The sequence below is a fragment of the Lysinibacillus sp. UGB7 genome (assembly GCF_049058285.1).
GTDB classification, from domain to species: domain Bacteria; phylum Bacillota; class Bacilli; order Bacillales_A; family Planococcaceae; genus Lysinibacillus; species Lysinibacillus sphaericus_B.
In genome coordinates this window covers 1-19,310 of sequence record NZ_JBMGUV010000027.1, presented here as the reverse complement: position 1 = coordinate 19,310, position 19,310 = coordinate 1, and the positions used below count along the sequence as shown (strand labels likewise).

15 protein-coding genes are annotated in these 19,310 nt (G+C 38.7%); 14 read left to right on the top strand and 1 reads right to left on the bottom strand.

The genetic code is table 11. The annotated features are described in order from the left end of the window. Positions 1 to 18: 18 nt before the first annotated feature. The 7 genes from ACOMCU_RS20375 to prfB all read left to right on the top strand — a co-directional run bounded on the left by ACOMCU_RS20375 (position 19) and on the right by prfB (position 7,209). Complete coding sequence (locus tag ACOMCU_RS20375; protein WP_421051203.1) at positions 19 to 381, top strand: IS3 family transposase; 363 nt, start codon at positions 19 to 21, stop codon at positions 379 to 381. A 184-nt stretch (positions 382 to 565) separates the two neighbouring features. Continuing rightward, complete coding sequence (locus ACOMCU_RS20370) at positions 566 to 787, top strand: IS3 family transposase (protein WP_421051202.1); 222 nt, start codon at positions 566 to 568, stop codon at positions 785 to 787. 316 nt (positions 788 to 1,103) lie between these two features. Further along, complete coding sequence (locus ACOMCU_RS20365) at positions 1,104 to 1,433, top strand: PilZ domain-containing protein (protein WP_235616334.1); 330 nt, start codon at positions 1,104 to 1,106, stop codon at positions 1,431 to 1,433. Positions 1,434 to 1,523: 90 nt separating this feature from the next. Next, positions 1,524 to 2,075 carry a ribosome hibernation-promoting factor, HPF/YfiA family gene (gene hpf, locus ACOMCU_RS20360; RefSeq protein WP_054768184.1) on the top strand — a complete coding sequence of 184 codons (552 nt, stop codon included), beginning with the start codon at positions 1,524 to 1,526 and terminating at the stop codon, positions 2,073 to 2,075. A 352-nt stretch (positions 2,076 to 2,427) separates the two neighbouring features. Next, positions 2,428 to 4,938 carry a preprotein translocase subunit SecA gene (gene secA, locus ACOMCU_RS20355; RefSeq protein WP_010858067.1) on the top strand — a complete coding sequence of 837 codons (2,511 nt, stop codon included), beginning with the start codon at positions 2,428 to 2,430 and terminating at the stop codon, positions 4,936 to 4,938. A 436-nt stretch (positions 4,939 to 5,374) separates the two neighbouring features. Next, on the top strand, positions 5,375 to 5,932 hold the full coding sequence (locus ACOMCU_RS20350) for a competence protein ComK (RefSeq protein ID WP_010858068.1): 558 nt from the start codon (positions 5,375 to 5,377) through the stop codon (positions 5,930 to 5,932). A gap of 175 nt (positions 5,933 to 6,107) precedes the next feature. Continuing rightward, positions 6,108 to 7,209, top strand: a protein-coding gene (gene prfB, locus ACOMCU_RS20345) for a peptide chain release factor 2 (protein ID WP_421051252.1) whose coding sequence is annotated in 2 segments (ribosomal slippage) — positions 6,108 to 6,179 and positions 6,181 to 7,209 — 1,101 coding nt in all. Because the reading frame shifts where the segments join, the coding sequence is not laid out codon by codon here. Between the two features lie 104 nt (positions 7,210 to 7,313). On the opposite strand, the gene ACOMCU_RS20340 is transcribed toward prfB, so the two are convergent. Beyond that, the gene (locus ACOMCU_RS20340; protein WP_010858070.1) at positions 7,314 to 7,823 is read right to left on the bottom strand and encodes a competence protein ComK; all 510 of its coding nucleotides are present in this window, start codon (positions 7,821 to 7,823) and stop codon (positions 7,314 to 7,316) included. 227 nt (positions 7,824 to 8,050) lie between these two features. Here ACOMCU_RS20340 and ACOMCU_RS20335 point away from each other — a divergent pair, with 227 nt between their 5' ends. The 7 genes from ACOMCU_RS20335 to ACOMCU_RS20305 all read left to right on the top strand — a co-directional run bounded on the left by ACOMCU_RS20335 (position 8,051) and on the right by ACOMCU_RS20305 (position 18,846). Then, a complete protein-coding gene (locus ACOMCU_RS20335; RefSeq protein ID WP_010858071.1) occupies positions 8,051 to 8,293 on the top strand; it encodes an IDEAL domain-containing protein in 243 nt (80 codons plus the stop codon). A gap of 448 nt (positions 8,294 to 8,741) precedes the next feature. Then, on the top strand, positions 8,742 to 10,721 hold the full coding sequence (gene uvrB, locus ACOMCU_RS20330) for an excinuclease ABC subunit UvrB (protein WP_421051201.1): 1,980 nt from the start codon (positions 8,742 to 8,744) through the stop codon (positions 10,719 to 10,721). An 8-nt stretch (positions 10,722 to 10,729) separates the two neighbouring features. After that, positions 10,730 to 13,594 (top strand): excinuclease ABC subunit UvrA, encoded by a 2,865-nt coding sequence (uvrA, locus tag ACOMCU_RS20325; protein ID WP_421051200.1) that lies wholly within the window; start codon positions 10,730 to 10,732, stop codon positions 13,592 to 13,594. A gap of 260 nt (positions 13,595 to 13,854) precedes the next feature. Beyond that, positions 13,855 to 15,042 (top strand): DUF4097 family beta strand repeat-containing protein, encoded by a 1,188-nt coding sequence (locus tag ACOMCU_RS20320; RefSeq protein ID WP_421051199.1) that lies wholly within the window; start codon positions 13,855 to 13,857, stop codon positions 15,040 to 15,042. A gap of 826 nt (positions 15,043 to 15,868) precedes the next feature. Then, entirely contained in the window at positions 15,869 to 16,555 is a 687-nt protein-coding gene (gene ftsE / locus ACOMCU_RS20315) for a cell division ATP-binding protein FtsE (RefSeq protein ID WP_010858075.1), read from the top strand. Beyond that, positions 16,545 to 17,429 carry a permease-like cell division protein FtsX gene (ftsX, locus tag ACOMCU_RS20310; protein ID WP_421051197.1) on the top strand — a complete coding sequence of 295 codons (885 nt, stop codon included), beginning with the start codon at positions 16,545 to 16,547 and terminating at the stop codon, positions 17,427 to 17,429. The genes ftsE and ftsX overlap by 11 nt, the downstream gene beginning before the upstream one ends. 109 nt (positions 17,430 to 17,538) lie before the next feature. Further along, positions 17,539 to 18,846, top strand: coding sequence for a murein hydrolase activator EnvC family protein (locus ACOMCU_RS20305; RefSeq protein ID WP_421051196.1), 1,308 nt, complete (start codon positions 17,539 to 17,541; stop codon positions 18,844 to 18,846). Positions 18,847 to 19,310: the final 464 nt, after the last annotated feature.

Sequence of the window (19,310 nt, the reverse complement as noted above, 5' to 3'; positions counted from 1 at the left end):
CACTATCACATCAAGCAAATGAAGAATGAAGATCCAGATCAAGAGTGGAAAACGTTGATTTTAGAGACTTTTGAGCAACATGAAGGGCGATATGGATATCGTCGCATTCATGCGGAATTAAAGGGACAAGGACATAAAATCAATCATAAAAAAGTACAGCGAATCATGAGTGAATTGAATTTAAAATGCGTGAAATTCGTGCGTAAATCTCGCTATAAATCGTATAAAGGTACTGTAGGGAAAGTCGCGAAGAATAGATTAAACCGCCGTTTCCATACAACGTACTTCCTACAAAAACTCGTGACAGACGTAACAGAATTCAAATGTACAAACAACGAAAAACTCTATTTAAGTCCGATTATGGATTTATATAACGGGTGAAATACTGGGCTTTAGTATGTCTAAACGCCCTACACTTGATTTCGTAATAGACTCATTGAAACAAGCACTCCCAATTATTCAAGAACATGCCCAATACCGTACAACGATTCACTCGGATCAGGGCTGGCACTATCAACATCATTTATGGGTGATAACATTAAAGCGAAACAAGATTTTCTAAAGCATGTCTCGTAAAGCAACCTGTGCAGACAATGCGACCATGGAGAACTTCTTTGGCTTACTCAAACAAGAAATGTATTACGGAGAAGAATTAATCTCCTATGAAGCATTAAAGAAGAAAATAGAGAAGTATATCGATTACTTTAATAACGATCGAATAAAACAAAAATTGGCCGGCATGAGCCCGGTAAAATACCGAACTCATGCCAGCCGATTAGCTGCATAAATAAAACTCTAACTTTAAGGGGTCACTACCATGATGATGGTCTCTTTTGTTATATGAAGATAGGCCTGAACTTAGAAAATATTCATAAAAAAACGCTATAATTCCTAAAGCCTTTCAACGATAGACAGAGGCATAAGCCCATATAGTCATAAATTAGTTCATAAAACGGTAGAATATGTTACTTATTCCCTCTGGATGTAAATCGTGCATTCGTGTCATAATCAAGCTAAATAAATGTTTGGAAAAGTATTGGGGTGGGAAAATGATATTTAAGCGTCAAGAAGGCTTTCGATTTAAATTCGAGGAGCCGGTTAAAATGACTTTTGCGATATATGAAAACGGCAGAGTCAATAATTCACAAACTGCGATGGCAGACTTGCTCGATGTGAGTCCAAGAGGTTTAAAGATGTTTACAGAGGTTGATTTAGGGGTGAACCCGCCACCTCTTGATTTACGTTTTATTCTGGATACAAGAGAAATACGTGCTTATGGTGAGGTGATTTGGAGTCGTCCGTTTGCTAACGGTAAGTACTATGGTGTGTATTTCAATAATCAAGGACCGCTAGAAGATTTTATTGTCGAAGAGTTGAAGTCTCGTCGTAAAAAAGAAGCAGCTGAGGCAAAAATGAAAAAAATCGATTCCTAAAAATTATTGTGAGAAAAGGAATTTTTTTAGAGGAATTTCACACACTTGTGTAGAAATAGATAGTATAGCAGTTATAAAGGAGGAGTTTACATGTTAAACTTTAACATTCGCGGTGAAAATATTGAGGTAACTCCAGCTATTCGAGAGTATGTTGAGAATAAAGTCGAAAAAGTTGAGCGTTATTTTAACGAAGATATTAATGCCAACGCCAACGTAAATTTAAAGGTTTATAATGACAAGCAAACAAAAGTCGAAGTTACAATTCCCATGAAAAACTTAACGCTTCGTGCCGAAGAGCGTCATAATGATATGTACGCAGCGGTTGACTTAATTGTTGATAAATTAGAACGTCAAATTCGTAAACATAAAACAAAGGTAAACCGTAAATTCCGTGAGCGTGAAGGTACAGGTATTTATTTCGCTACTTCACAGGCCACAATGGATGCAGCAACTGAGGAAGAAGAATACTCAATTGTTCGGACAAAACAATTTGATTTAAAACCGATGGATCAAGAAGAAGCGGTTTTACAGATGAATATGCTAGGGCATGATTTCTATATCTTTACGGATGCAGAATCAAATGGCACAAATATTGTCTACAAACGTAAAGATGGCAAATACGGCTTGATTGAAACAACTTAAGATACTTAAGGCTCTCGCGATTGCGAGGGCTTTTTTTTGGTTCTATAATATTTGTTGGGGTAACCATACAATTTAAGTTGGAGGTGGATGTCCCCGACACTCCTGCCGAAAAACTGGCTAGTCAAGACCCCGCAGTGTTTGTGTCAACAAATCGAGGAGGCTTGGAGTCAGTCGGCGGAAAGGGAGGGGCAGTCGCCGGAACCTTTGGAGAAGCTTCACTTTGTGCCTCATCCAACACTTGATGTAGAACCTTTTTTATGCGCTTTACATACGTAATAGAGAGACTGTTTGCATGAAGATGTTAGACAATGGTAAAATGAAAGTTGAGACTATATAGGAAGTGAAAAAATTCATGGCAAACCTATTAAATAAATTATTTGATTTCAATAAACGTGAGTTAAAAAAATTAGAAAAAATCGCTGACCAAGTAGAGGGATTCGCTTCTCAAATGGAACAGCTTTCAGATGATCAATTACAAGCGAAAACAGAAGAATTTAAACAACGTTACACGGATGGCGAAAATTTAGAGTCGATTCGTGCCGAAGCGTTTGCTGTAAGTCGTGAAGCATCGAAACGTGTATTAGGGATGTACCCATTCCGCGTGCAAATTATGGGGGCTGCTTCACTAGATGAAGGTAATATTTCGGAGATGAAAACCGGGGAAGGTAAAACTTTAACAGCTACGATGGCGGTGTATCTCAATGCGCTTACAGGTAAGGGTGTGCATGTTGTAACAGTCAATGAATATTTGGCGAGTCGTGATGCTGCGGAAATGGGCGAGCTGTACAACTTCTTAGGGCTGTCAGTTGGTTTAAACTTGAATAGCTTGTCAAAAGAGGAGAAGCGAGCGGCATATGAGGCAGATATCACGTATAGCACGAATAATGAGCTTGGCTTCGATTACTTACGTGATAACATGGTGCTTTATAAAGAAGAACGTGTACAGCGTCCCCTGCATTATGCTGTTATCGATGAGGTTGACTCCATTTTAATCGATGAAGCACGTACACCATTAATTATTTCTGGTCAGGCTGGTAAATCAGCACAATTGTACAAGCAGTCTAATGCATTCGTGCGTATGTTAAGTGCAGATACAGATTACACATATGAAGAATCCACAAAGGGTGTTACGTTAACGGATGCAGGTGTGGAAAAAGCTGAAAAGGCATTCGGCATCGACAATTTGTTCGATTTAACTCATGTGCGTTTAAATCATGCCATAAACCAATCGTTAAAGGCACATGTCAGCATGCATAATGATGTTGACTATGTGGTGCAAGAGGGCGAAATCGTCATCGTTGACGGCTTTACAGGTCGTTTAATGAAAGGTCGACGTTATTCTGACGGTCTGCATCAGGCAATTGAGGCCAAAGAGGGCGTTGAGATTCAAAACGAATCGATGACAATGGCGACAATTACGTTCCAAAACTACTTCCGTATGTATCAAAAGCTTGCAGGTATGACCGGTACAGCAAAAACAGAGGAAGAGGAATTCCGTAATATTTACAATATGAGTGTTATCGCGATTCCAACGAATAAACCAATTGCGCGTGATGACCGTGCGGATTTAATTTTTGCTTCGATGGAAGGGAAATATAAAGCCGTAGCTGCGGATATTGCAGAGCGCCATAAAGCTGGCCAACCAGTTCTTGTTGGTACTGTTGCGATTGAAACATCAGAAATTATTTCCAACTTATTAAATAAACATAAAATTCCACATAACGTATTAAATGCGAAAAACCATGAGCGCGAGGCAGAAATTATTGCGAATGCCGGTGAACAAGGTGCGGTAACCATTGCGACGAATATGGCTGGTCGTGGTACAGATATTAAACCAGGTGAAGGCGTAATGGAAATCGGTGGATTAGCGGTAATCGGTACAGAGCGTCATGAATCTCGCCGTATAGATAATCAGTTACGTGGACGTTCTGGTCGTCAAGGGAATCCAGGGGTTACCCAATTCTACTTGTCACTTGAAGATGATTTAATGCGTCGTTTTGGCTCTGATAACATGAAGTCAATGATGATGAAGTTAGGTATGGACGATTCTCAGCCACTGCAATCAAAAGTTGTTTCAAAGGCTGTTGAATCTGCACAAAAACGTGTTGAAGGAAATAACTTCGATGCACGTAAACGTTTATTACAATATGATGATGTTTTACGTCAGCAACGTGAGATTATTTATAAAGAGCGTTATGATGTCTTAGAAACAGAAAATATGCGTGTGCTTGTAGAGTCGATGATTCAAGAAACAATTGACAATATCGTGGGTCTGTATACGCAAGGTGAGCAAAAGGACTGGAACTTAAAAGCAATTGAGGACTTCGTAGCTGCAAACCTATTAGAAGAAGGTAATTTAAAAGCTGCGGATTTACAAGGTAAATCTACCGAAGAAATTATTGCATTTATCTCGGACGCTGTGCATATTCGCTATGATGAAAAAGAAGCGGAGCTTACACCAGAACGTATGCGCGAGTTTGAAAAGGTTATTTTATTGCGTTCAATTGATACGAAGTGGATTGATCATATTGACGCGATGGATCAGCTACGTCAAGGTATTCATTTACGTGCATACGGCCAAAATGATCCACTACGCGAATATCAACAAGAAGGCTTTGCTATGTTTGAGGATATGGTCGCTTCAATTCGTGAAGATGTAGCAAAATATGCGATGAAAGCAGAAATTCGTAGTAACCTAGAACGTGAAGAGGTTGCAAAAGGTCAGGCTGTTAATCCGAAAGAAGATGGCTCGCCGGCACCGAAAAAGCAACCTGTGCGCAAGGCTGAAGATATCGGTCGTAACGATTTATGTCCATGTGGTAGTGGTAAGAAGTTTAAAAATTGCCATGGTGCAGGTCAATAAGTAATATCTCCAGAAAAGATCATTTCAACATGACGTTGAAATGGTCTTTTTTCGTTTCCTAATTTGATTAAACAAATTACCCGCTTTTAGGTAAAAAAAGGAGAAAAAAGTCAGAATTGATAGACAATTCGGTGTCATCCGTATACAATAACTGTAACAATAGGTATTTAGTTCAATTAATTTGTATTGATTATTACATTCGAACTAACTTTTTATCAGTGGAATTGACTAGTCAAATTGATATATCAAAAGTATTTAACATATATGAAAGTACTTTTTTGTAGAAAAGGGGTGATTCATGTGTAGAAAATTAGAAAACCTCGAGTAATGATGTCCTGCCAGACTTACTCGAGGAGATACATTGGAGTATACCAATATATTCAGTATATTCCTTTTTTATTGAAAATATAAAGTGAAGATTTAAGGAGGTTTAGCATTGCATTATAATAGTGAAGATATCATGAGTCGTGAAACAATGCTGTATATGCCTGAGTATGATTCCTTTGGAAATTTGTGTACGCGTGTAATTGAACGGGATTATCAATATGTATCAAAATTAACGCCAACGCAATTAATGGACTTTAATCTACGATATTATGGATCAAGTTTACGAGGGGCTTTTGATGGATCAAAAATGATTCTAGGTAAGCTCAATAAGAATCCAATTGTTGTGCATGAACGTTTTAATATATTATGGTTTCCAAGTAAGTCGCCCTTACATCCAGATTGTATTTGGTTTGCCGTACATCAAATAGATGATTTTACAGCAGTTGATAAAAAGCAGACAAAAGTGATTTTTATGAATGGTAAGGAAATGATTGTTGATGTAAGTGCAAAGTCATTTGAATATCGAATTCAAAGAGCTTTTTTATTGAAATATAAATTAGAGAAACGAACGAAGCATTTACTTGTCAAACATGACCGTGTTAAAGTATTTCAACGAATGAGGAATCGCCCCTTGCTAGAAGAAGAAGCAAAGAAAGATGAAAATTAGAAGGATTTTTTGACACATACTATCACAGAACTTGTGAAATAGTATGTGTTTCTTCTGTTGTTTAAAATGGTGTTGTGCTGAAAAAAGTATGTTTTCCGAAATAAAAACGCTATAATAGAAAGATACGGATTTGCGTGTAGAAATCCATAAAAAATGTTCGGAGGATTTAACGATGATAGAATTAGCAGAGGTACGTAACGCATTAGACAATACAGCCAAAAAATTGGCGGACTTTAGGGGGTCTCTTTGACTTAGAAAACAAAGAGGCACGTATTCAGGAATTAGATGAAATGATGCTAGAGCCAGGCTTTTGGGATGATCAGCAAGGGGCACAAGTGGTCATTAATGAAGGAAACGGCTTAAAAGCGATCGTAAATGAATATAAAGAATTAGTAGACACACATGAAAACTTAGATATGACATTAGAATTATTGCGCGAAGAACCGGATGAGGAATTACAAGAGGAGCTAGGCAAAGAGCTTGTGGAATTCCAACAAAAGATGGCAGATTTCGAGTTGCAACTATTACTGAGCGGTCCATATGATCAAAATAATGCGATTTTAGAGCTTCATCCGGGTGCTGGTGGAACGGAATCACAGGATTGGGGTTCTATGCTGCTGCGTATGTATAATCGTTGGGCTGAAAAACGTGGCTTTAAGGTCGAAACAGTCGATTATTTGCCAGGTGATGAAGCAGGGATTAAATCCGTGACATTATCGATTAAGGGGCACAATGCGTATGGTTACTTACAGTCTGAAAAGGGTGTGCACCGTTTAGTACGTATTTCACCGTTCGATTCTTCAGGTCGTCGTCATACATCATTCGTATCATGTGATGTAATGCCAGAATTTGATGATAATATTGAAGTTGATATTCGTACAGAGGATTTAAAAATTGATACGTACCGTGCAACAGGTGCTGGTGGTCAGCATATTAATACGACGGATTCAGCCGTTCGTATTACGCATATTCCTACTGGTACAGTCGTGCAATGTCAGGCAGAGCGTTCACAGATTAAAAACCGTGAAAAGGCAATGACGATGTTAAAAGGAAAGCTATATCAATTAGAAATTGATAAGCAGCAAGCACAACTGGATGAAATTCGTGGTGAGCAAAAGGAAATTGGCTGGGGCTCGCAAATTCGTTCATATGTATTCCATCCCTATTCTATGGTGAAGGATCATCGTACAAGTGAAGAAACAGGTAATGTAGGCGCGGTGATGGATGGTGATTTAGATCCATTCATTAATGCATACTTACGTTCAAGAATTGGATAATGAAAATACCTCAGAAGCACTGTGCTCCTGAGGTATTTTTTATGGATTGGTTATGGATGACATTAACGTCTGTTACACTTCAAGTGGCTGACGCCCTATCATTGTTAAAATGGTGGATGGTACGGGGCATCATGGCTAAGCTGCTTACGTTCATCCATATAATGTTTATAGAGCATAGAGGCATTGACAAATTGTTTGCTAATGGAAGCATATTTAATGGGAAATTCAATGCTTATGTCATTTTTCAGTATGACGATACAACCGATTTTACTAGGTATAATATTTGAAATAGCATGGAGTCCTATCCATGTATTGTGTATAGAATTTGGCGAATAGGTTGGTAGAAAAATACAAGGAAAGCCATAATCATAGGCGACGACAATCGGTAGTTTATGTTGATTGCCAAAAAAACGTTTGGCAGAATACTTTGCTGCCTCATAGGTTGTACCTAGTGATAGGCAAGATTTTCGCAATACATGCATCGGCTTGCGTGTGACAATAAGTTCGTTATGCTTATCAATCACTCTTGTGAAAATTTTGGACTCATGTTGAATCGGCTGTAACAAATACGTATTGAATGACATTAAATAACCATTAACATAGTTTCTTGACATATATGTAGTGCCCCCTTTTCCTATTTATTAGCTGTAGTTTATAACACAAAATAACATTCAGGAAATATAGATAACGAGCAAAAATCATAGATAAAACAGGCAATTTCTTAGAAGAAATACGTTAATAATCACTAGGGATTTACCAAATTAAACTGATTTTCATTTCTTAAGTATTGCATTTTAGTTTCAATTTTCTTATAATTTAGAAAAGGATCGAGGTGAGATCGTTGGATAAATATTATTCGTATACAGATTTTCTAAAAGCCGTTGGTCACTCAAAAAAAGTTGATGAGGCAGAGAAATTATTGAACGAGATTTATTTAGATTTATTTTTAAATCGTATCCAGCGTATGCATCGTGAGGAGAAGCTCATGGTTCTGATAGATAGAGCACTCGACGAAAAAGATGAAGTAGCATTTCATCTATACGCAACTGAACTAGAAGCACTGCACCAAGTAGTAAGTGAATAATATGATACGAACCCGCTCTCCAATAATTGGAGGGCGGATTTTTTATTATTAACTTGAAGTCATTTTGCTATCGGGAGCTAATTTGCTTAAATTACGGGTAATAAAATAATGTTCGCGGTTTTTGCAGTGCTTATTGCGAGTATGCTAATTGGATATGAAATCAAACCGCGGGTATTTGAGAATCCGGGTATATTCCCTCCATTACGCGGGTAAACAAGCAGCATTCGCGGGTATTCCATCAATCACCGCGGGTATTCCAACCCACACCACGGCTACCATGATGAATTCAGGGAGTAATTTCCATCGAAAACGTCAATGATAGAAAGATAATACGAAAGAGAAGAATTCTAAAATAAAAAAACAAACATTCGTTCGTTAAATGTTCGATATTTTCATACTGCTATGCTAAAATAAATGTACAAATTGGAAGGAAAGGACGGGGACATGTGTGCAAGAATTTGATTTACAAGCGCCATATCAGCCTAGTGGGGATCAGCCACAGGCAATCGTAGAATTAGTGGAGGGCGTACACGCAGGTAAACGTCATCAAACATTGCTTGGTGCAACAGGGACAGGTAAAACGTTTACGATTTCTAATGTGATTCAGCAGGTGAAGAAACCGACGCTTATTATGGCCCATAATAAAACGCTTGCTGGTCAATTATATAGTGAATTTAAAGAGTTTTTCCCAAATAATGCAGTTGAATATTTTGTCAGTTATTATGATTACTTTCAGCCAGAGGCCTATGTACCGCAAACAGATACGTACATCGAGAAAGATTCCAGCATAAATGATGAAATCGATAAATTACGTCACTCTGCGACATCTGCACTTTTTGAGCGTGATGATGTCATTATTATTGCATCCGTGTCCTGTATTTACGGATTAGGTTCTCCTCAAGAATATCGAGAAATGGTCGTGTCAATTCGTACCGGCATGGAAATTGAGCGCAATCAGTTGCTACGAAAACTTGTCGATGTGCAGTATGAGCGTAATGATGTGAGCTTTACACGTGGGACTTTCCGTGTCCGTGGTGATGTTGTAGAAATTTTCCCAGCATCGCGCGATGAACATTGTATACGAGTTGAATTTTTCGGTGATGAGATTGACCGTATTCGTGAGGTCAATGCGTTGACTGGTGAAATTTTAGCGGACCGTGATCATGTAGCTATTTTCCCTGCGTCCCACTTCGTTACACGTGAAGAGAAAATGATTAAAGCCATTGAAAATATTGAAAAAGAACTAGAAGAACGACTTACTCTATTACGAGCAGAGGATAAGCTACTAGAGGCACAACGCTTAGAGCAGCGAACACGCTATGATTTAGAAATGATGAAGGAAATGGGCTTTTGCTCAGGTATCGAGAACTATTCCCGTCATTTAACATTACGTGAAGCTGGGGCAACACCTTACACTTTAATGGACTACTTTCCAGAGGATTTTTTACTTGTAGTAGATGAAAGCCATGTAACACTACCACAAGTACGAGGTATGTATAATGGCGACCAAGCGCGCAAGGGTGTACTTGTAGAGCATGGCTTCCGTTTGCCGTCTGCACTGGATAACAGACCACTTCGTTTTGAAGAATTTGATGCAAAAGTAAAGCAAGCGATTTTTGTTTCAGCAACGCCTGGTCCATATGAAATTGAACATACACCAGTGATGGCTGAGCAAATTATTCGTCCGACGGGTCTGTTAGATCCATTGATTGAGGTACGTCCGATAGAAGGACAAATTGATAATTTAATCGATGAAATTCAAGAGCGCATTACCCGTAATGAGCGTGTACTTGTGACAACATTAACGAAAAAAATGTCGGAAGATTTATCAGCTTATCTGAAGGAAATGGGCTTAAAAGTGGAATACTTACATTCAGAGATTAAGACGCTTGAACGTATAGAAATTATCCGTGAGCTACGGAAGGGCACATATGATGTACTTATCGGCATTAATCTGTTACGTGAAGGTCTGGATATTCCTGAAGTATCACTTGTGGCAATTTTAGATGCAGATAAGGAAGGATTTTTACGTTCAGAACGCTCATTGATTCAAACAATTGGGCGTGCGGCTCGTAATGCCAATGGACATGTTATTATGTACGCCGATAACATGACAGATTCTATGAAAAAGGCCATTGGTGAAACGAAGCGTCGTCGAACACTACAAATGGCGTACAACGAGGAACATGGTATTACACCGAAGACGATTGTCAAGAAAATTCCTGACATAATCCGTGCGACACAGGTAGCAGAAGAAGAAGTATCATATGTGACAAAGGCAACAAAAGGTAAGAAGTTGACGAAGGTAGAGAAAGAGAAATTACTTGCTACACTTGAAATAGAAATGAAGGAAGCAGCCAAAGCACTTGATTTCGAACGTGCAGCTGAACTGCGAGATACTATTTTTGAATTGAAGACAGAAGGGTGATCGGACTTGTGAAAAATACAGAAATCGTCGTGCAGGGCGCACGTGCACATAATTTGAAAAATATTAACGTCACGATTCCACGTGATCAATTAGTTGTGTTAACGGGTTTATCGGGCTCAGGAAAATCTTCGTTAGCCTTTGACACGATTTATGCAGAGGGACAGCGTCGTTATGTCGAATCATTGTCTGCTTATGCTCGCCAGTTCCTTGGGCAGATGGACAAACCAGATGTGGATGCGATTGAAGGACTTTCACCTGCCATATCAATTGATCAAAAAACGACGAGTCGAAATCCTCGTTCAACTGTTGGCACAGTAACGGAAATATATGATTATTTGCGCTTACTTTATGCGCGTGTAGGCAAACCAATTTGTCCGAATCACGGCATTGAAATTACATCCCAAACAATTGAGCAAATGGTCGATCGACTACTAGTGTATCCAGAACGTACGAAAATGCAGTTACTTGCGCCAATGGTTTCAGGGCGCAAGGGAACGCATGTAAAGCTGCTAGAAGATTTGAAGAAGCAAGGCTTTGTACGAGTACGTATTGATGATGAATTACGTGATTTAGATGATGCAATCGATCTTGATAAAAACAAAAAGCATTCAATTGAAGTTGTCGTGGACCGTGTCGTTGTAAAAGAAGGTATTGCCGCACGACTTAGTGATTCGCTCGAGACGGCACTTCGGTTAGCAGAAGGACGTGTGCTAGTTGATGTGATGGAGCATGAAGAATTACTATTTAGTGAGCATCACGCCTGCCCATTATGTGGTTTCTCGATTGGTGAGCTTGAACCGCGTATGTTTTCATTTAACAGTCCATTTGGGGCATGTACGAGTTGTGATGGTTTAGGTACAACCCAAGAGGTAGACCTTGAACTAATTGTGCCAGATTGGGATCGTTCATTATTAGAACATGCGATTGCACCTTGGGAACCGACAAGCTCACAATACTATCCACAGTTATTAAAGGCAGTATGTGACCATTATGATATTGCGATGGATGTGCCAGTGAAAGATCTGCCGAAAGAGAAGATGGATAAGATTTTATTTGGCTCGGGTAAGGATAAAGTTCATTTCCATTATGAAAATGAGTTTGGCAATGTACGTGACCAAATGATTGAGTTTGAAGGTGTTGTGCATAATGTAGAGCGTCGATTTAAAGAGACAACTTCCGATTATGTACGTGAGCAAATGGAAAAATATATGGCACAACAAAACTGTCCATCTTGTAAAGGCTATCGCTTAAAACCGGAGACTTTAGCTGTGAAAATTGCTGACAAGCATATTGGGGAAGTAACAACGTATTCAATTCAGGATGCAGATACTTTTTTCAAAGAGCTGGATTTATCTGAAAAAGATATGCAAATTGCTCGGCTTGTCTTGCGTGAAATAGAAGAACGTCTTGGTTTCTTAGTCAATGTCGGTTTAGATTATTTAACGCTTAGTCGTGCGGCTGGAACACTTTCTGGTGGGGAAGCACAACGAATTCGCTTAGCGACGCAAATTGGTTCTCGGTTAACGGGTGTACTTTATATTTTGGATGAGCCGTCAATCGGTTTACATCAACGAGACAATGACCGTCTCATTAGTACGCTACAAAATATGCGAGATATTGGCAATACATTAATTGTTGTTGAGCATGATGAAGATACAATGTTGGCTGCGGATTATCTGATTGATGTAGGACCTGGTGCTGGTGTCCATGGTGGTGAAATTGTTGCAGCAGGAACACCACAGGAAGTAATGGACAATCCTAAGTCGTTAACGGGACAATATTTAAGTGGGAAAAAGTTTATTCCACTACCAATTGAGCGTCGCAAACCAGATGGTCGTAAGCTTTCTATTAAGGGAGCAAAAGAAAATAATCTACAAAATGTTAAAGTAGATATACCATTAGGTCTATTTGTCGCAGTGACAGGTGTTTCAGGCTCTGGTAAATCAACACTTATTAATGAAATTTTATATAAATCGTTGGCTCAAAAGCTTAACCGTTCAAAGGTAAAGCCAGGTGAACATAAAGAAGTAGCGGGTATGGAGGAACTAGAAAAGGTTATCGATATTGACCAGTCCCCAATTGGTCGGACACCACGTTCAAACCCTGCCACTTATACAGGCGTATTCGATGATATTCGAGATGTTTTTGCGACAACGAATGAGGCCAAAGTACGCGGCTATAAAAAAGGTCGTTTTAGCTTTAACGTGAAAGGTGGTCGCTGTGAGGCTTGTCGTGGAGACGGTATTATTAAAATCGAAATGCATTTCTTGCCAGATGTATATGTACCGTGTGAGATCTGTCATGGTAAGCGCTATAACCGTGAAACGCTTGAAGTGAAATATAAAGATAAAAGTATTGCGGATATTTTGGATATGACAATTGAAAATGCAGTCTTATTCTTTGAAAATATTCCAAAAATCCAGCGCAAATTACAGACGATTGTGGATGTTGGGTTAGGTTATATGAAACTAGGCCAACCTGCGACGACATTATCTGGTGGTGAGGCACAACGTGTGAAGCTAGCTTCAGAGCTACATCGTCGTTCCACAGGTAAATCATTCTATATTTTAGATGAGCCGACAACAGGTTTACATGCCGACGATATTGCACGTTTACTAGTTGTCTTGCAACGACTTGTAGAAAATGGTGACTCGGTGCTGGTCATTGAGCACAATTTGGATGTTATTAAAACAGCCGATTTCATTATCGATTTAGGGCCAGAAGGTGGCGACAAAGGTGGTACAATCGTCGCTACAGGTACACCAGAAGAAGTAGTAGAAGTAAAGGGCTCCTATACAGGGAAATATTTAAAGCCAATTTTAGTGCGTGATCGTATGCGGATGGACACAGTTTTAGCACAAGCATCCAAATAAAATGTTCGATACGGTGCTAGCTGGCGCTTATATGCGCTGATGAAATAGAATATTTACAAAAAAATTCACGACATTTACACGGCATAGAGAACCATAAGCCTGCACAGATATTTAGTATCTTTGAGGCTTGTGGAACCCCGTGGAAGATAGGTGAATTTTTTTTACATTTTAAAGCCATACTTTTTTCATTATTGAGATGAAACCTTTCATAAAATGAGACGTATAAATAGTATAACGAACTGAGGGAGGCTTTAAGATTTATGCAAAATGAACGTCAACGAATTTTAGAACTTGTGGAAAAAGGGATTATTTCAGCGCAAGAGGCGATTACATTATTAGAAGCATTAGAGCAACCTAGCAAGTCCACTCAAAATGTTATGAATGATGTGTTGAACAAAGAACAACAATCTTCTACAGAAAAAGAGTCTATATTTAATGAAGCGCCAAAAGAGGAGCAAAAGAAGGATACAGATTTCACGAAATATTTCCAAGATGAAATGCAAGATTTTCGTAAAGATTTATCCCAAATCGGTTCACTCTTTATGGACATGATGAATACGGCGGTAAAAAAGGTGAAGGAATTTGATGTGTCCTCTCCATTTGGTGATAAGTTTGAATTTACACATACCGAAGAGTTTGAAGCTGCCAATGTACAAAATGTCATCGTCGAATTACCAAATGGCAATTTTTCATTAGAGCCTGGTGAAGGAGATAAATTCCAAGTTATTTGTAAAGTGAAGGCACCTCTTATTAATGAGAGCGAAGAAGAAACACGCGCTCATTTCCTAGAGCAATTTGTCGTGAAAGAAGATGTAGATTCACTACGAATTTTAAGTCAATTAAAACTTGTACAGGTAAATGTGAAAGTACTTATGCCTAAGGAAAAGTTAGAAAAATTGTCTGTGCGTTTGATGAACGGTAGTGTAACTTTGCAAGATACGGAACTAGAGCAATTGAAAGTAAAGACTTTAAATGGTGTCATTAAAGGTTCTAAGCTAAGTTTTACAAAAGCAGAGGTTGATTCCTCTAACGGTTCAATCGAATTAACAGATGTGCGCGGTAAAGATTTAGAAGCTGAAACTTTAAATGGTCGCGTCTATTTAGATGGTGCATTGGATGAAGTAGAAGCAAAGTCCGTAAATGGACATGTTGTAGTGACGACTTGCTCAAGTAATTCATCAAAAATCAAAGCACAAACTGTTGCTGGAGCTGTTGAATTATATGTGCCTCGCACGATGTCATTAAGCGGTAAAATTGTGACGAATTTTGGTAAAGTAGATGTTGGTATTCAAGATGTTTCAAAAATGGAATCCCAGGATCAGTTTTTATCAAAAGTAGTACGCTTCGACAAAGAAGTAGACAATGCAAACCGTTTATTTATCGAAGGCGAATCTAAAACGGGTGCAGTTTTGGTACGTTATACAACTACAGACGAGCAAGAATTATAAAAAGATAAAGCATTCAGGCTACGAAATAACATAGCTTGAGATTAACGACAAAAGGTATTCGGAATAATCACATTCTGAATACCTTTTGAAATTTCATCAGAAATAGTAGTGACAAATAGCCCTATAAACGACAGTAGTACGCTATGAGCAACTGTTTTCCGCCATTTTTGGACTTATGACATAAATGATCGGCTTCTTCCCCATGATGCGCCCAAATAGGACGTCAATGATTTTCCGATGATGCTACTCGTTGTACATGGAGCCAATAACGGACAACTTGCGCATTGAGGTGGATTGGATTTATACTGTCTTCTTCTACCTTCTTTCGTTGACGTTAAATAGGATACACTAGTTGATTGGAGCGCAGGCGGCGACTTCTGCGGGAATAGCATGAGGTGAAGGCCCCGCAGGAGCGTAGCGACGAGGAGACTGAAGCCGTGCCCGAAAAGCGTCAGCCGTAGCGGGAATCAACGGGTTCATATAGATACTTCTATTTGAAAAGAAAAAATACTGTGACAAAATCAATTTTTTGAGTTTGTCTACAGTATGAGACAATGAAATAACATAGCTTGAATGCTTTTTGACGTTGGTATTGCCTACGTTGCATATACATAAAACAGGGATCGACTTACATACTTTTGAAGCGATCCCTGTTTATTTTTGCTGTCATTTTATAATACACTAGTATAATCTTTGACAATATAATATTTAAATAGAAGCAACTTCCAAGGAATGAAATGAAACTGTAATAAAAAAACATAGATTGAGTGCTATAATAGAAAAAGAAATACATCTTACATGTGTAAGAGGTTTAGGTGGTTTAAATATGATAGAAATGAAAAATGTGACAAAGAAGTACCCGAATGGTGTCGTTGCGACAAATGGCCTTTCGGTTAACATAAAGCAAGGTGAATTTGTCTATGTTGTGGGGCCCAGTGGTGCAGGTAAATCGACATTTATCAAATTGATGTATCGTGAGGAAAAAGCAACTTCAGGCGAAATTACTGTAAACGGCATCGACTTAGGAACATTGAAAAATAAAAAAGTACCTTTCCTGCGCCGACAACTTGGTGTTGTTTTCCAAGATTTTAAATTACTTCCTCGTCTAAATGTCTATGAAAATGTGGCATTTGCTTTAGAGGTAATTGAAGAGGAACCAGCAGAGATTCGTCGTCGTGTTATGGAAGTACTTGAGCTGGTAGGACTGAAACATAAGGCGAGAATGTTCCCGAATGAACTTTCAGGTGGGGAGCAGCAACGTGTTTCCATTGCGCGTTCCATTGTTAATGTACCGAAAGTGGTAATTGCGGATGAACCAACTGGGAACCTAGATCCAGAGACATCTTGGGAGATTATGAATTTATTTGAAGAAATTAATGCACGGGGTACAACGATCGTGATGGCGACCCATAACCGCGAGATTGTGAATACGATTCGCCGCCGGGTAATTGCGATTGAAGGCGGAATGATTGTCCGTGATGAACACGGAGGTGATTACGGCTATGAAATTTAATACGATAAAACGTCACTTCCGAGAAAGTATAAAATCACTTGGTCGTAATAGTTGGATGACAATTGCCTCAGTCAGTGCAGTAACCGTTACTTTGATACTTGTAGGCGTATTTGCACTGATTATGATGAACTTAAACAAAGTAGCCTCAGATTTAGAAAATGATGTTGAAATCAAAGTTTTAATTGATGAAACAGCAGATGAAGCTGCTGAAAAAGAGCTACAGACAAAAATTGAAAAACTGCCCGCTGTCGAGGAGATGACGTATTCGACAAAGGAAAATGAGTTAACGAAATTAGTAAAAGATTTTGGCGATGACTTCAAGTTATTTGAGCAAAGTAACCCATTACGCAATGTAATTTATGTCAAGGCAACAGATCCACAGCAAACAGCAACCGTTGCAAAGGCAATTGACAAATATGACTATACATATGACGTAATGTATGGTGAAGGTAAAGTAGAAAAACTTTTCAACTTCCTAAATATTAGTCGTAATGTAGGACTGGTGTTAATTTTAGGGTTATTATTTACAGCCATTTTCCTAATTTCCAATACCATTCGAATAACAATTATTGCACGTCGTGATGAAATTGAAATTATGAAACTTGTTGGGGCAACGAATTCATTTGTACGAATTCCATTTTTATTAGAAGGTATGTGGCTTGGAATTTTAGGGTCTATTATTCCAATTGCGGTTGTCGCAACCCTTTACCACAATGTATATAAAATTATTGCACCACGTTTAAAAGGGGAGCTCGTTCAATTACTCGATTTCTCACCACTAGTGTACCAGGTAAGCGGTCTACTGTTACTTATTGGTGTGCTGATCGGTATTTGGGGAAGTTTCATGTCAGTTCGTAAGTTTTTGAAAATTTAACTTGACTCAAAATGTAAGTCGTATTTTTTAGTTCATTGAATCGTCAACCACAACTACATTACGCCTTAAGTGAAATATAGATATTAATAGTCGAAGGGGAGTTCGATCGGTGAAAAGTATGGCAAAAAACTCTATAAAAACATTTGCAGCAGTGACTGCACTATTCCTTTTTATCCAAACTCCATCAGCGTATGCAACTAGTTTATCGGATTTAAAAGATGAGAAAAAACAAGTCGAAACAAAGAAAAATGAATTAAATTCTTCAATCAGTAATAAGACAAGTGCTATTAGTGCGAATGAAGAAAAACAACAAAAATTATTAGATCAAATTCAATCGTTAAACGCTGAAATCGACAAAACAAATAGTAATATAAAAAATGTATTAGCGGATATTCAAACGACAAACGCAGAGATTAAAGCATTAGAAGAATCTATCAACGAGCTAATGCGTAAAATTGAAGAGCGCGATGTATTATTACAGGATCGTGCGCGCGCGATTCAAGCGGGTGGTTCGGTCAGCTATATAGATGTTTTACTTGGTTCCAATAGCTTTGTCGATTTCATCGACCGCTTCTCAGCTGTCAATGCATTGCTTGAAGCAGATCGTCAAATCATACGTGACCAAAAAGCAGATAAAGAAACATTAGAAGAACAAAAGCAAGCTTTGGAAAACAAGCGACAAAAGCTTGAAGACAACAAAGCAGAGCTTGAGCGTCTAAAATCATCATTAGATGGACAAAAAGCACAGAAAAATACTTTAGTCGATCAATTAGAAAAAGAACAAGAAAAGCTAAAATCTGAAAAAGTATTACTTGAAAAAGAATATTCTGAGGCGCTTGATATCAGTGCAGAATTACAACAGCAAATCATTGCAGAACAAAATCGTTTAGCAGAAGTGGCACGCCAACAAGAAGCAAAACGTAAAGCGGCAGCAGCAGCCGCAGCAGCCGCAGCAGCAAATTCAGGTGGCTCTTCTGGCTCTTCCACAGTCAATGCACCACAATCTAATGGTACATGGATTAAACCAACAAATGGCCGTTTAACATCCCCATACGGTTGGCGCAATATTGGTGCTGGTCCAGAATTCCACTATGGAGTGGACCTTGCTAACAAAACAGGCACACCGATTTGGGCAGCTGCTGACGGTGTCGTATCATATGCAGCACCGCTTAGCTCGTATGGTAATGTCGTAATTCTTACGCATTCTATCAACGGTCAAATTTATACAACCGTATATGCACATTTAAATTCGTTCAACGTGAGTGTTGGAACAGAAGTGACACAAGGGCAGCAAATTGCAGCGATGGGAAGTACTGGTCGTTCAACCGGTCCTCACTTACACTTTGAGGTGCATATTGGTTCTTGGCAGGGACAAGCAGTTGGTAGTGTAAATCCACTGAAATATATTCCTTTATAACAATAACGAAAGCTACACATTAGAATGTTAGCTTTAGACTGACGACAAAAGGTATTCGGAAATGAACACATTCCGAATACCTTTTGAAATTTTATCAGAAATATTCGTTACAAATAGCCCCTATTAACGAGAGTAGTAGTACGCTACAATCAACTATTTTCTACTTAGCTAGCTTCTTCAAATTTATGGCAGGCAATACACGTTCAATCGTTCTTCTCGACGTGCATAGAATTTGTTTCATGTCACTTTGATGACGAAATGATCTGCTTCTTCCACATGATGCGCCCAAATAGGACGTTCAATGATTTTCCAATGTCAGCATGTCTAATTAATTCTTGTTTATTATTTATATTTTCCGTTGTCATATCTATCACCTCCATCATTTATAAACGTACACTAGTTGATTGGAGCGCAGGCGGCGACTTCTGCGGGAATCGCATGAGTTGAAGGCACCGCAGGAGCTT